The organism is Hymenobacter terrestris, assembly GCF_013377905.1.
Classification (GTDB): Bacteria; Bacteroidota; Bacteroidia; order Cytophagales; family Hymenobacteraceae; genus Hymenobacter; species Hymenobacter terrestris.
Genome location: NZ_JABKAV010000031.1, coordinates 25,347 through 39,101, shown reverse-complemented (window position 1 = coordinate 39,101; position 13,755 = coordinate 25,347). Strand labels below are relative to the sequence as shown.

Here is a 13,755-nt window from a genome sequence, read left to right as displayed (position 1 = left end):
TCAGCCTTCCTGCTAGCGTATGCGGCCTTTTCAGACAACTCGACTAGCGAGGATGAAAGCGCTTCCGGTGGAAGCGGGCTGCAAAAGTAGCTAAACCTTTCCGACTTGCGCAACCCCGCAGGGTAACTTATTTTCAAGCGGCTTTCCCGAGGAAGAACCAACCCCGACCGCGTTCCGGTTGGGGATGCAAAAGTGGGGGATTACGCCGGATTACGCAAACCCGGAGGGTAAAATACTCGTTTAAGCCCCCCTTCGACCCACTGCGTCAGGCACTTTCTTTTCGGAAGCAGCTTCAGCGGATAGTTTCTGATTGCGATAATGCAGCCGGTAGATAGGCGCTAGACCTATTGCGGGTGGCTTCATAATGGCGGATTTGCTGACCCAATGCGGCTAGAAAAGGAAGGCCCACTGTTTCGTATTCGTAGGTGCCGTCGTTGATAATGCCGTTTTTGTTCACGTAGAGCACGGCGCTGAGCATGAATTCCGACTGGTTGGTGGAATCAGCAAAGTAGGCCACATCGGACAAGTAGCCGTGGGACATGCCTACTATATTATAGATGCGCAGGCCGGAATCGGTGGTAGAGGTAGGTTTGCGGCCGTAGTGGAGGTACTTCTTGTAGGCGTCGAAGAAGCGGGCGGGCCGGTAGAGGGAGTAACCGGAGCCGTGGGGCGTATGGTGCAGGTAGTAGCGCAGGAAGCTGTAATCGTCGGGAGTGAGTTGGAAACGCTGGTTGGCGAGCGAGGCTGCAGGGAAGAGCAGGGCCCGGAGCATGCTGGTTATTGATTGTAACGGCAGGTAGTTGGCCGTAGTGAAATCGTAGGGGCCGGGCACGATGCGGCCGCCGGCCTGGTGGGCGCGGCCTTTCTTAATGCGGCCCAACGGGGAATCGAATAGGCGGGGGTTGACGGCGGCGGGCTGCTGGTAGCTAATCTGGCCGGTGGCCGGGTTGCGGAACTCTATAGGGTTGGTGTGGCGGTTGGCGGCGGTATCGCAGGGAGCGAAGCGGCGCACGATGCGGGTTTCGGGGTAGCCCAACTCGGCCAGTCGCTGGTTGAGCGGGCGCTGGCCCAGGAACTCGTAGAGCCGGTTATAGGCTTGGTTGTCGCTGACGAGCAGCATGCGCTTGGCATAATTACCGACGGTATTCACACGGTCAGAATCGGCGGTGGCTACGTAGGGCGCGGGCGTCTGGCAGCGAAAGTCGGTGCCGGTACGCATGGGCGAGCGGCGGTTGAGGCCGGGCTGGTGTAGGCGATTAAGCTTTTCGAGTGCTAGGGCCACGGTAGGCAGCTTCACAAGGCTGGCCGGGTTGAAGTACTGGCTGGCATCGAGCCGATACGTGTGCTCGACGAAAGTGGGCTGCTGCTGGGCGTCGCGGTTGATTTGGGTGTAGATAATCTGCAGCTCGTACTCCTCGGCCCGCTCCACCACAGGCAGCAGGCGAGCATCGGCGCGTAGCAGGCTATCAAGTAATGGGCTGTCGGGACGGGCGGGGCTGCTTGGCACCGCAGCCGGACCTGAATAAGACAAGAGGGTGCAGAGGAAGCCGCACGCGAGCAGGGCAAGAGGGCGCATCATATACTTAAAGGTCGGCAAAAACTGTTCCCCTCTCCTATTAAAGTACTGCGCTGCAAGATCCAAAGCGTGACCGTTGCTTTCCCCGACTTGGCGCACCTATATATAAGGTGGGACTCTGCTGGCTTGGCAACGGCAGGAATATACCCATCAAAAGGGCAGGAAACTCCTCCTTATCCTATACACAATAAAGCGCCGGACTCCTGCTGGAACCCGGCGCTGGTATTTCTATGCTGCCTGCCTCCTACTCGGCTACGGGGCTGGCGCGGCGAGCTAGCAGCAGGTTGGAGTCGTTTTCGCGCCAGTTGTAGCCGGTACCAAAGGGCAGCGGTCGGGGCGGATTGTCCTCGTCGGCGTAGGCAGCCGTCATTTCGGGCTGATACTGCTTGGCGAACAGGTTGATGGGGCGCTTGTAGGTGCCGTAGTAGGTCAGCTGCCAGTCGGTGGGCTGGAAGTACTTCATGGCAATGCCCGAATCGTCCTGCAGCACGTAGTTGCTGCGCTCCAGCACCAGGTTGCGAACCTTGCTGAAGTAGGTTTTATGCATCAGGTAAGTAGCCGACTTCACGTAGGTGGTCAGCGGGCCCAGGGTGCGCACGTATTTGAGGGCCGCCTCCTGAGTCTGGCCCAGCTTCCAGTCGCTGATATCGGCCGAGAAGTACTGCACCGTTTTGGACTGGCCGCTGGCGGAGCGGAGTTTCAGCTCGACGCCGGGCACTGCTTTTGGGCCGGGCTTGCGGATAAGGGCCGAATCGGCCTCAGCGAGCTGGCCGTCGGGCAGCAGCTGCACGTAGCGCACGGCCTCCACTTGGTGGTTGGTGCGGGCGGCGAAGAGCAGCATCAGCGGCAGAGCCCCGTCCAGCTCTACCGATTTAAGGTTTACGGCCATTGAGTTGGTACGGAAGAAGCTGAAGCTTAGTATCGACCACAACGACTCTTTGAGGGCCGGGAAAAGCTTGCTGTTTTCGAGGTTGACGCGGCTGGGCACGGTGCCCACGGGCTCCAGGCCCAGCAGTACGTAGGTCTGACTGCCGGGGAACATGGTGGTCACGTTCAGCAGGTCGGGGCCGCTGAAGGGATAGAAAATAGTGGGGCTGGCCGCCCTGACCGTATCCAGCTCGGTGGCGGCCCAAGCCTCTATTTTGGCTGTGCGCGAGGCGTGATATTGGGTCCAGCTCTTGTTGGCGTCAGCAGCGTAAGCTTGCCAGGCGGGCTGAGCCGTTAGCTGTTGCAGGTCGCTACCGCGGCTTACGGGCAGACCGGCAAGGTAAGCGGCCACGTTGTGGATGGCCGCGGTATCGGGCACGGTGGGCTTGGCTGGTGCCACGGCTACGGCAGTATCGGGCGCAGCGACTGGGGGTGTGGCGGGCTGCTCGGTTTTAATGGTAGATGGTTCGTTACAGGCTGCCAGCAGCAGCAGGACCGGCAGCAGGCGTTGAGCTGTTGAAAAGCGCATCATATATAGATGTTGAGAATTTGTTAGTTTTTCCGCAGCCGGCTAAGGCCATACACCAGCAGGCCGGCTACCAGGGTGGCGAGGCCGTAGAGGGTTTCGGTGGGTTTGTCGCGGGCGATGTACCAGAGCGTCCAGCCGTTGAGCAGCAGAAACAGCAGTGGCGTGAGCGGGTAGCCCCAGGCGCGGTAGGGCCGTACCAGCTCCGGCTGCCGCAGCCGAAGCACAAACAGGCCCAGCACCGTCAGGAAAGTAAACAGGGTCAGGATGAAGCCCGCGTACACCACCACCTGCGCAAACGACGACTTGAAGACGAACAGCAGCGTGAGAGCCAGCTGAAACAGCAGCGCCCGCACTGGCACGCCGGCCGCGCTGCGTTTGGCCAGAAACCGTAGCGCCGGCAAGTCTTCGCCCATTACCTGCACAATGCGGGGGCCGGCGAAAATCATGGAACTGATGGTGGATACGAGCAAAGCCGCAATCAGCCCGCCCATGAGCCGGCCGCCGCCGGGCCCGAACAGGCTGGTAGCCGCCACGAAGCCCACCTCCACCTGCCCTTTGAGGGCACTGATGGGCGTGGAATACAGGAAAATAAAGTTCAGGGCCACATAGAGCACCAGTACCAGCGTGGTGCCGGTCAGCAAAATCCGGGGCAGGTTGCGTTGGGGCTGGTCGATTTCGCCGGTTAGGTACACGGCCGCGTTCCAGCCCGAGTAGGCATACGAAACGAAGATGAGCGATACGGCGAAGGCCGGGCTCAGCAGGAGGCTCCAGTCGGCCGGACCTTGAGGCACGAAGGCCAGCGACTGGGGAGTGGCTACCAACAACCCCACGCCAATAAACCCAACTAGCACGACCACTTTTAGGGCAGTTACCGCTACCTGCAGGCGGCTGCCGACGCGGCTGCTGATGCCGTGCACCAACGTAAGTAGTAACACGACGCTCACGGCCAGCAGCTTGGGCGGCAGGCCGGGCCATACGCTGGCGGCGTACTGCTCCAAAGCCAGCGCAGCAGCGGCGGTGGGGGCCGCAAAGCCTACCGTGGCCGACACCCAGCCCGACAGAAACCCCAGTGCCGGGTGGTAAATCTTCGACAGATAGTGGTACTCCCCGCCCGACCGGGGCAGGGCGGCTGCCAGTTCGCCGTAGCTCAGCGCCCCGCACAGGGCAATAATGCCGCCCACCACCCACAGCATCAGCAGCGCAAACCCGCTTTGGATGTCGAGCACCTGAAACCCGAGGCTGGTAAAAACGCCGGTACCCACCATGTTGGCCACCACTATCGACACGCCCGTCAGGACACTGATTTTGTACGTGGGAGTATGGGGTTGGCTCATGCAGGGGCAGTTGGCGGGCCAAAGATGCGGAATTCAACCCAAGCCCGCCCAGCCTACCTCTACAGGCAGCGCTTGCCAGCAATATTGCTTTTACTGTTTCCTGAGCATCTTTAGTTTTCGATGCGGCCCGGCCGGTTTATCAAACGCCACTTTATATTTCGTGCCCTATGCTTTCCATTGTCAACTGTGCGCCTCCCGCTATGTACGCGCTATTGGCAGGCTTACTACTCGCCCTGCCCGCCTGCAAGACCGGCAAGCCGGGGACCGATGCGGCTAAGCGCGCCCCCGCAACGAGCGAGTACCGCCTCGACCCGGCGGCCACCAGGCGGCAATTCGCCCTCCCACCCACCCAGGTAATGGTGTTCGGGCTGGAGCATCTTGATACCGCTCCCCCGGCTTTTCAGGTGGCGTGGTTGGAACCTGTTTTGTGCCGTCTGCGGGCGTATAAGCCCGATGTTATTCTGACCGAAGCCATGTCGGGTGAACAGATAATGGGCTTGGAGGCCTATGCCGCCTACCACGGCGATGCTGGCAAGTACGGCGGCCCGACGCTGCAAATGGCCAAAACGGCGCAGGCCGACCTCAAGCTTACGGCGGCCCAGGCGCTGGTGCAGGCCAATGCACTTAGCAGTCAGCCCAACCTCACCGAGGGGCAGCGCCGGCAGCTGGCTCACCTGTTTGTAGCCGCCGCCGAGCCGTTTTCTGCTGCCGTGCAGTGGGTACGCTTGGCTCCGGCAGAGCGCACAGCCACCGACGGCATCGCGCCCAAGCTGGTCACGCAACTTAATGCTTTTGCCAAGGCACGAAGCGAAATATCCTCCATTGGAGTACGGTTGGCGGCCGACTTAGGCCTGGAGCGCGTCTACGGCGCCGGCGACCATCTGAGCGACGTGGCCCTGCCAGACAATGCCGCCATGAATGCGGCCATTGTTGCCGAGCCGGGAATGGTCGACTCATTCAATCACCGAACCCCCGCCTTCCAGTCGATTCCTGAGGATACCATGAAGCTGCGGACGGCGGCCCAGGTGCTGCCCGTCATGAGGTGGCGGAACTCGTCGCGCTTTGCCGAACTGGATGCTGAAGCCCAATGGCTGGCCATGCTCCGCAGTGACAAGATGGGCCGTGTGGGTCGGCAGCGCGTAGCCGCCTGGGAAGCCCAAAACCTGCGCATGGCTGTAGCCATCCGCGAGGCCACGGCGCCCATCGCCGGCGGCCGGGCGCTTCTGATTGTCGGCGCGGCCCACAAATCGTTCATCGAAGCCTACCTGCGCACTTTCACCGACGTGGAAGTGGTTTCCGTACCGGTTATGCTCGACGCCAAGCCGGCAGATTGCAGTGAGTAGGAAAAACGATTATCAGTAGAGGTCACTTCCCACAAAAAGGTCCCGCAATTTGCATTGCGGGACCTTTTTGTGGGAAGTGATGCTTGAAAAAACAACCCCGCAGAACGTCAGCCAGCAGCTAAACAGAGGCTACTTTGGGGCGCTTATAGAGCGGAACGGTGCTGCACGGCTCGCCGTACATGATGCTGCTGGCCACAGACAGCAGTTTCTGCATAATGGCCACGTAGGCGTAGGTGGGCACGGGCTTCTCGCCGCAGCCTTTTATAACCAGCTTGGCGTCGCGGTATTGCTCGGCATCGATGGCGAGGATGGCCTCGTGGAACAAGTCCTGCTCCAGCGCGGCCAGGTCGCCGAACACGTAGCGGTGGGCGTGACCCTGCAGCTTGCCGGCCAGCACCATGTAGGCCCAGGTGGGCACAATGGCATCGGCCGAGCAGATAACGGCCACGTTCTGGCCGTCGTACTGGCTCCAGTCGTGGTCCTTCACAAAGGCGCGGAAGTCCTTTTCGCGCAGCATCAGGCCTTGGAACAGGTTATCCTTGATGTCGTATACCACCCGTTCGCCGGGGTGGATGAACTCTTCGAGGTTGAGCGTAACGAGGGCGCTTTGCGCGACCCGGTTGATAAATTCTTCCATAAGTAGAGGTGCGAAAGGAGAAATAAGAAAGGTGATGCTCAACGCTTTTAAACTGCACTCACCGCTCTTTTTTCACTTCGCTTTTGGTGTTGTTGTGTACACTTCCTTGAGGTAAAACGGCTCGTAGTAGGCGACGTCGCGGAACTCCTGACGCTGATAGGCCTCCCGGGCAAGCTCCCCTACGGCCACGGCCGAAGGTTCTATACCAGCCAGGAATACAGCATGGGGCTGGTCGGCTACTAGCGGCTGGAACTTGGCGGCCCCACTGCCAAAGAATAACACCGGCTGGCCAGTCATTTGTTCGGCCAGCGTGGTTTCGTCGAGTAGCAGGGGCGCGGGGGGCAGCACTTCAGTACCATCAGCCCGGTAGAGGGCGGCGTATACTTCGAGGCGGCGGGCGTCAATCATGGGGCAGTAATGGTACTGCTCGGGTCGGGCGGTGCGGCCCGCTACCTGCCGGGCCAGCGCGGGCAATGTGCCCACGGCCAGCAGCGGCACATCGAGCGCGTAGCAGAGCCCCTTGGCCGCGGCGGCCCCAATGCGCAGGCCGGTGTAGGAGCCGGGCCCGTCGGACACGGCCACCGCTGCCACATCGGCCAAAGAGTGAAGCGTATTTTCCAGCAGTTGGCTGATAAGTAAGCTTAAGTGCGAGGAGTGCGATTTTTCGAGCCGTAGCTCGGAGTGCCCCAGCAGCCGGCCGGTTTCGAGATGGTGAACGGCCACCGAGCAGACGGGTGACGAGGTTTCTAAAGACAGCAGCAGCGAAGACATAGCGCAAAGGTACGGCCCGGCAAGCTGGCGGTGCGGCGGGCCCACCCGCCGGCGCGTACCTTGGAGCTACTTTTAACCCGTTCCATTATGCGCTTCACCGTTGCGGCCGTGCAGGCTGCCCCCATTTATCTCAACCTGCCTGCCTCGCTGGCCAAAGCCGAAACCCTGATTGCCCAGGCCGCTGCCCAGGGCGCGAAACTGGTGGTGTTTCCTGAAACCTGGCTGCCCGGCTACCCCGCCTGGCTCGACTCCTGCCGCGACGTGAACCGTTGGGATTCGCCAGCCGTGAAGCAGGTGTACCGCCGCCTAGCCGAAAACAGTGTGGTAGTGCCCGGCCCCGTTACCGAGGCCCTGGGGGCGGCGGCCCGCGCCCACGGCGTAGTCCTGAACATGAGCGTGCACGAGCGAGTGGAAGTCGGGCCGGGCCGGGGCACGCTCTACAACACCATGCTGCTATTCGGCGACGACGGGACTTTGCTGCATATGCACCGCAAGCTGATGCCCACCTATACCGAACGCCTCATCTGGGGCCAGGGCGACGGGCAAAGTCTGCAAGCCACTGCCACGCCGCTGGGCCGCATGGGCGGGCTGATTTGCTGGGAACACTGGATGCCGCCGGCCCGCCAACGCCTGCACGAATCGGGTGAGGACGTACATATAGCCGCGTGGCCCCACGTCAAGGAAATGAACCTGGTAGCCAGCCGCCACTACGCCTTCGAAGGCCGCTGCTTCGTAATAGCCGCCGGGGCCCTGATGGCAGTGCGCGACCTGCCGGCCGAGCTAGAGCCCCTGCTGGAATTACAAGCCGACCCCAATGCCCTGCTACTGCGCGGCGGCAGCGCCATCATCGGCCCCGATGGCACCATCCTGGCCGGACCCGTCTTCGATGAGGAAATCATCCTGACCGCCGAAATTGACCTGACCCGCATTCGAGAGGAGCAAATGGCCCTCGACGTAACCGGCCATTACGCCCGCCCCGACGTGTTCGGGCCGCTTTAGAGGCCTGCTGAAGCGGGCCGGCGTTGGCCCAAGAACCACTCCTTGTCGGCCGGCGTTGGTTGGAGGTATGCCCGAATCCTCACCAAGCCGCCGGGCACCTTGGCACCTATGCGGCGGGTTATTTCCCCATTTTCCTCGCTTATGAAACGCGCGTTGCTTTTACTAACTCCCGTGCTCCCGCTGGCCACCGCCGCGCTGCTCATAGGCTCCCACCCCGCTCCCGGACTGCTGGCCACTGCCTATACCACAATCCGGGTGCCAGTAGTCGTGGAGCTGTTTACGTCGGAGGGCTGCTCCAGCTGCCCGGCCGCTGATGCGGCGCTGCGGGAGCTGGAAATAGCCCAATCGGTGCCCGGTGTGGAGGTTATTGCCCTGGGCGAGCACGTGGACTACTGGAACCGGTTGGGCTGGAAGGATTCGTTTTCTTCGGCGCAATTCACTAGCCGCCAGCGCGACTACGCCGCGGATTTCGGCACCGGCTCCTACACGCCTCAGGCCGTGGTAAACGGCCGTTACGAGTTCGTGGGCAGCCAGCGCGCCAGGCTAGTAGAAGCCATTGCCCGCGCCGCCCGGGCCCCGCGTGCCACCGTGGCGCTCAGCCGTCCTGCCGCTGGCACGCTCGCCGTCAGCGTCAGTAGCCTGCCCGCCGGCACCGCTGCTACCGAGGTGCTACTAGCTCTCACCGAAACCGGTCTTTCCAGCCAAGTGGGCCGGGGCGAAAACGCGGGCCGGCTGCTGCACCACGCTGCTGTGGTCCGGTTCCTGCGCCCCTTGGGCTCCCCGGCCGCCGACTTCACGTTTACCACTACTGCGCCGTTGCAGCTCAACTCCAGCTGGAAAACGCAGAACCTGCGGGCCGTAGTATTGGTGCAGGAAAAGGCCTCCCACCGCATCGTGGGCGTAGCGGCACTGCCGTTGGGAGCGGGAGTTACTGTTCGACAATAAAGGAAATCCTGCGAGCAGTCAAACCGATCAATTAAAAAAGCAGCCGCGACTTGCGGCTGCTTTTTTGGGTAATTAGAAACTGTTTAGAAAGTCAAAAGGACGTTATGTGAGCTTACCGCCCCCCGCTTCCATTCCCACTCACGTTGCGCTTGGCTTCGGGGCGGGTTTTGGCTTCTTCGGTGCCGGTGCGCAGCAGGGCGGCGTAACGAGGCTGGTCGTTGAGCACGCTCAGGGCCGTCAGAATGTTAGGGTCGTCGTCGAAGGTGGCCTCGATGCTGCCCTTCTGAAAGTAGTAACGCGACACGATTTCCTGCTCCAGCAGCTCCCGGATTTCCGGCTTGAAGCGCGTTAGGTCGTTGGCCTTGTTGGTCGTGACTTTGCGGCGCGTGGCTTCCAGCTCCGTTTTCACGTCGTCGTAATGCTTTTCGGCCTTAAGCCTCTTGGTAAGGCTGGTGAGGGCCTTTTCCGTTTCGGTTTCGTAGCTGACGTCCTTGCCCTTTAGGTAGTCGACGAACTGTTGGTAATCGGCATCGGTAAGCTTGAACTGCCGGGCCGCCGTAATGCTCGGGTGCTGGGCGCGGTAGCGGGTAGCATAGTCGAAGAGGTAGCTTTTCTGGAGCAGTACCCGCGTAATGTCGGCAATTTCGCGCTCCTGCACCGCCACGTCGGGGGCCACGCCGCCTCCGTCGTACACGGCGCGGCCGGCCTGGGTTTTAAAGGCCGTACGCAACGAATCGGGTACTTTGCCCAGCGTGCCGTCGTCGGCGCGGTGGGTGTAGTCGATTTCCTGAATGCAGCGCCCGCTCGGAATGTAGTACTTGGCGGTCGTTACCTTCAGCTGCGAGTTGTAGCTCAGCGGCCGGGTAGCCTGCACCAGTCCTTTGCCAAACGTACGCTCCCCCACCAGCACGGCCCGGTCGTAATCCTGCAGCACACCCGAAACGATTTCCGAGGCCGAAGCCGAGCGGTTGCTCGTGATAATCACTATCGGAATTTGGGTATCCAAGGGTGTATCAAGGGCCTTGTAGGTCTTGTTCCAGTCGGCTACTTTGCCCTTGGTGCTCACAATGTCGCGGCCCTTGTCCACAAACAGGTTGGAGATATTCACGGCTTCATTGAGCAGGCCACCCGGGTTGTCGCGAATGTCGAAAATCAGCTTTTTAGCGCCCTGCTCCTTGAGCTTGGTAACGGCCAGCCGCACTTCCTTGCCCGCATCCACGGTAAAGCCGCTGAGCTGGAAGTAGCCGATTTCGGGCGTCAGCATACCGTAGTAAGGCACGTTATCGACCTGAATTTTGTCGCGGGTGATGTTGATTTCCACCGGTGCCTCCTGGCCGAAGCGGGTCACGAGCAGCTTCACCACCGAGTTGGCCTGGCCTTTCAGCAGCTTGCTCACATCGGCGTTCGACTTCTTCTCGACTACTACCCCGTTGATATTCAGAATTTCGTCGCCAGGCAGCAGGCCGGCTTTCTGAGCCGGATAACCTTCGTAGGCAGCCTGTACCACGGTTTTGCCGTTGCGCTTGCTTACCACCGCCCCAATGCCGCCGTACTGTCCGGTCGTCATGGTGCGGAAGTCCTCGATATCGTCCTCGGCGATGTAATTGGTGTAGGGGTCTAGCGACTTGAGCATAGCGTCGATGCCCGTTTTCACCAGCTTGGCCGGCGGCACCTCGTCCACATAGTAGGTATTCACCTCCTTAAACAGGGTGGCGAAAATATCGAGGTTCTTGGCAATTTCGAAATATCGCTCGTTATCGGCTGGCCGGAAGGATACGAGCAGGGCGGCTCCACCCAGAAAAGTGGCCGCCAGAATAGACTTTTTGCGCATAGAAGGGGCTGAATAACAACACAACGATGCGGCACTGCCGGATTGTTCCGGTTGGCCCGTTGCGCGTCGGTTACATTAGGAACCGCTGCCGACACCGGGGGTTGCACCGGCATCTGTCAGTAAACGCTCCAGCCCTGAATTTAGCTTTTTTTCGAGCAGCGTCAAGGGCTTTATTTCCTTGCCAGTGTAAATAATGGCTAGTTGAGCCACCCGGTGCCCGCCTTCGGCTTCCACGAGCCGGTATTTATTGAGGCGCCAGGCCTCACGCATCAGCCGCTTGAGATAATTGCGGTCGACGGCCCGTTTGAAGTTGCGCTTGCTCACGCTCACCAGCACCTGCGGCGGGGCCGTAGTGGGTTCGGGCGCGGCCAGCCACACCAGCCGCAGGGGGTATAAACCAAAAGAAGAACCCCGGCCGAAAAGCTCTTCAATGAGCTTTTTTCGGCACAGATGTTCTTCTTTCGGAAACGAATAAGAGCGCGAATCCGGCATTGAAACGAGATGATTCAGCAACGGAAACAGCGGCGTAGTGGCCCGTAGGCGCAGCTTACCGCTTATGACGGCCTTCGTCAGATACGGTCAGGCGCTTGCGGCCTTTGGCCCGGCGGCGAGCAATTACATTGCGGCCGTTAACGGTTTCCATGCGCGAGCGAAACCCGTGCTTGTTGCGGCGCTTGCGCTGCGAGGGCTGAAAAGTACGTTTCATGGTATTGGTGATTGACTCAGTTACAACTAGGGCGGGCAAAGGTAGCGCACTGATTTTAAAAAGACAAGTTGCCGGGCAAGTTTTGGTGCGGGTTGCTGGTCAGATTTATCAGAGAACGGCAAATGGGTTGCAGAGAACAGCCGGTTACTGCAAGTGAATGTCATGCTGAGCGCAGGCACAAGCCGGAGTCGAAGTATGATATTCTATAGTATCCAACTCGTCCCCCGAACAACCAGCCCCTACCTTCGTTTAGCCTTTCCAAATCCTCCTTTATGCTGCACTACCACGTTTCTTTCGATAATCCGCTTACCGCTTACCTCCAGGTTCAGATGACGTTTGAGGTGCCCGCCGAGGCCACTGAGCCACTGGAGCTACAGCTGCCAGCGTGGCGGCCGGGGCGCTACGAACTGCAGAACTTTGCCCAGAAGCTGCAGCATGTGGTGCTGGAAGATGCCGCGTCGGGGGAGGCGCTGGAGGCCCGCAAAATCACCAAGGACCGGTGGCGGCTGAGCGGCGCGGCGGGCCGGATGGTGCGGGTGCGCTACAACTTCTACGCCCACCAGATGGATGCCGGCGGCTCCTGGCTCGATGAGAGTCAGCTGTACCTGAACCCCGTGCAGGCCTTTATGTACATAGAAGGCCGGCAGAACGAAACCTGCCAGCTACTGCTCGACATCCCCGACGACTGGCAGATTGCCTGCGGACTTCCCCAGCGCGGCCCCCGGCTCCTCGAAGCCCAGAGCTTTGACCACCTCGCCGATTCTCCCCTGATTGCCAGTCCCACGCTACAGTACCGTAACTATGAGGTGCAGGGTATCCCGTTCTATATCTGGATTCAGGGCGAGTGCCCGGTTGACTGGGCGCGGCTGGTACGCGACTTCAGGGCCTTCAGCGAGGAGCAGCTGCAGCTGTTCGGCGGCTTTCCGGCCCAGGATTTCCATTTCCTGAACGAGATTCTGCCCTACCCCCACTACCACGGCGTCGAGCATCTGAATTCGACGGTAATTACGCTCGGGCCGGGCGAGCTGCTGATGAGCGACGGGCTGTACAAGGAGCTGTTGGGCGTGAGCAGCCACGAGCTGTTCCACGTCTGGAACATTAAGAGCATCCGGCCCATTGAGCTGCAGCCCTACGATTTCAGCCGCGAAAACTACTTCCGCACTTGTTTCGTGGCCGAGGGCCTCACTACGTACTATGGCGACTACCTGCTGGCCCGCGCCGGCGTGTTTTCGGCCGCGCAGTATTTCCAAGAACTGAACGGGGTGTTGCGCAAGCACTACGACGACTACGGCCGCTACCACCTCTCGGTGGCCGATGCCAGCATGGACCTCTGGCTCGACGGCTACAAGCCCGGTGTGCCCGACCGCAAGGTGTCGGTGTACCACAAAGGCGCGTTGGCGGCTTTGCTTCTCGATTTAACCCTACGTCAGCTTTCGGGCCACCAGAAAAGCCTCGACGACGTGATGCGCCAGCTCTGGACCGAGTTTGGGCAGACCGGCACGGGCTACACCGAGGAAGACTACCAGCGGGTGGTAACTGAGGTTGCCGGGCGCAGTATGCAGGCTTATTTCGACAAGTTCATCTATGGCACGGCCCCGCTCGAAGAGCCGCTGAACCGGGTGCTGGGCTTTGTGGGCTGCCGGCTGCTGACGGAGGAAAACGTTTCGGCTGCCGAGGGCACTTACGGCTTCCAGGCCGTGCTGCGCGAGGGCCGCACCGAGGTAACCAACATTCTGCCCGATGCGCCCGCCGCCCTGGCCCTGACCGTGGACGACGAAATAGTAGCCGTAAATGGCCGCCGCGTGGCCCAGAACCTGCAAACCCTGCTCGCCGACGGCGCCGACCGCCACGAGCTGACCGTGTTCCGCCAGCACCGGCTGCTGACGGTAGAAGTGCAAGCCAACGCGGGACACCGTTTCTGGCAAAAGTTTACGGTAGAAAAACTGACCACAGCCACGCCCGAGCAGCAGGCAAGTTTTCGGCAGTGGCTCAAGCAGGATTTTCAGCTCCCATCCAACTCCTGAAATCTGCGCGTATGGCCTTATGCAACCTAGGTTGCGGCGTAGTTGCCAGAACGTAACCAGCGTTGTGTATAGCTAAGTTGCCTGCCCGGTCCGGCTGTTTGCCTAATGGAACAGATTAGGCTAGGCAGGCATT

Annotated in this window: 12 protein-coding genes; 4 read left to right on the top strand and 8 right to left on the bottom strand. The window is 60.6% G+C overall.

Annotation, left to right across the window (positions count from 1 at the left end):
* Positions 1 to 292: 292 nt before the first annotated feature.
* From HW556_RS11485 to HW556_RS11475, 3 genes are all read right to left on the bottom strand, one after another.
* Positions 293 to 1,579, bottom strand: coding sequence for a serine hydrolase (locus tag HW556_RS11485; RefSeq protein WP_176900187.1), 1,287 nt, complete (start codon positions 1,577 to 1,579; stop codon positions 293 to 295).
* 241 nt (positions 1,580 to 1,820) lie between these two features.
* Positions 1,821 to 3,035: a hypothetical protein gene (locus tag HW556_RS11480; RefSeq protein WP_176900186.1), complete on the bottom strand. Its 1,215-nt coding sequence runs from the start codon at positions 3,033 to 3,035 to the stop codon at positions 1,821 to 1,823.
* A gap of 20 nt (positions 3,036 to 3,055) precedes the next feature.
* Complete coding sequence (locus HW556_RS11475; protein WP_176900184.1) at positions 3,056 to 4,366, bottom strand: APC family permease; 1,311 nt, start codon at positions 4,364 to 4,366, stop codon at positions 3,056 to 3,058.
* Between the two features lie 167 nt (positions 4,367 to 4,533).
* Between HW556_RS11475 and HW556_RS11470 the strand changes: the two genes are divergently transcribed.
* Positions 4,534 to 5,709 (top strand): DUF5694 domain-containing protein, encoded by a 1,176-nt coding sequence (locus HW556_RS11470; RefSeq protein ID WP_176900182.1) that lies wholly within the window; start codon positions 4,534 to 4,536, stop codon positions 5,707 to 5,709.
* Between the two features lie 118 nt (positions 5,710 to 5,827).
* On the opposite strand, the gene HW556_RS11465 is transcribed toward HW556_RS11470, so the two are convergent.
* Together HW556_RS11465 and tsaB are read right to left on the bottom strand one after the other, a co-directional pair.
* Positions 5,828 to 6,346, bottom strand: coding sequence for a DUF2480 family protein (locus HW556_RS11465; RefSeq protein ID WP_176900181.1), 519 nt, complete (start codon positions 6,344 to 6,346; stop codon positions 5,828 to 5,830).
* 72 nt (positions 6,347 to 6,418) lie between these two features.
* The gene (gene tsaB / locus HW556_RS11460; RefSeq protein WP_176900180.1) at positions 6,419 to 7,117 is read right to left on the bottom strand and encodes a tRNA (adenosine(37)-N6)-threonylcarbamoyltransferase complex dimerization subunit type 1 TsaB; all 699 of its coding nucleotides are present in this window, start codon (positions 7,115 to 7,117) and stop codon (positions 6,419 to 6,421) included.
* A gap of 87 nt (positions 7,118 to 7,204) precedes the next feature.
* On the opposite strand from tsaB, the gene HW556_RS11455 reads away from it, so the two are divergent.
* On the top strand, positions 7,205 to 8,116 hold the full coding sequence (locus HW556_RS11455) for a carbon-nitrogen hydrolase family protein (protein WP_176900179.1): 912 nt from the start codon (positions 7,205 to 7,207) through the stop codon (positions 8,114 to 8,116).
* 141 nt (positions 8,117 to 8,257) lie between these two features.
* Complete coding sequence (locus HW556_RS11450) at positions 8,258 to 9,061, top strand: DUF1223 domain-containing protein (protein WP_176900177.1); 804 nt, start codon at positions 8,258 to 8,260, stop codon at positions 9,059 to 9,061.
* A 112-nt stretch (positions 9,062 to 9,173) separates the two neighbouring features.
* Here HW556_RS11450 and HW556_RS11445 read toward each other — a convergent pair whose 3' ends face one another.
* The 3 genes from HW556_RS11445 to rpmH all read right to left on the bottom strand — a co-directional run bounded on the left by HW556_RS11445 (position 9,174) and on the right by rpmH (position 11,598).
* Positions 9,174 to 10,892 (bottom strand): S41 family peptidase, encoded by a 1,719-nt coding sequence (locus tag HW556_RS11445; RefSeq protein ID WP_176900175.1) that lies wholly within the window; start codon positions 10,890 to 10,892, stop codon positions 9,174 to 9,176.
* A 75-nt stretch (positions 10,893 to 10,967) separates the two neighbouring features.
* Positions 10,968 to 11,384, bottom strand: coding sequence for a ribonuclease P protein component (locus HW556_RS11440; protein ID WP_176900173.1), 417 nt, complete (start codon positions 11,382 to 11,384; stop codon positions 10,968 to 10,970).
* Positions 11,385 to 11,439: 55 nt separating this feature from the next.
* Complete coding sequence (gene rpmH / locus HW556_RS11435) at positions 11,440 to 11,598, bottom strand: 50S ribosomal protein L34 (RefSeq protein ID WP_092743544.1); 159 nt, start codon at positions 11,596 to 11,598, stop codon at positions 11,440 to 11,442.
* A 272-nt stretch (positions 11,599 to 11,870) separates the two neighbouring features.
* On the opposite strand from rpmH, the gene HW556_RS11430 reads away from it, so the two are divergent.
* Positions 11,871 to 13,622, top strand: a complete 1,752-nt coding sequence (locus HW556_RS11430) for a M61 family metallopeptidase (protein ID WP_176900171.1) — start codon at positions 11,871 to 11,873, stop codon at positions 13,620 to 13,622.
* Positions 13,623 to 13,755: the final 133 nt, after the last annotated feature.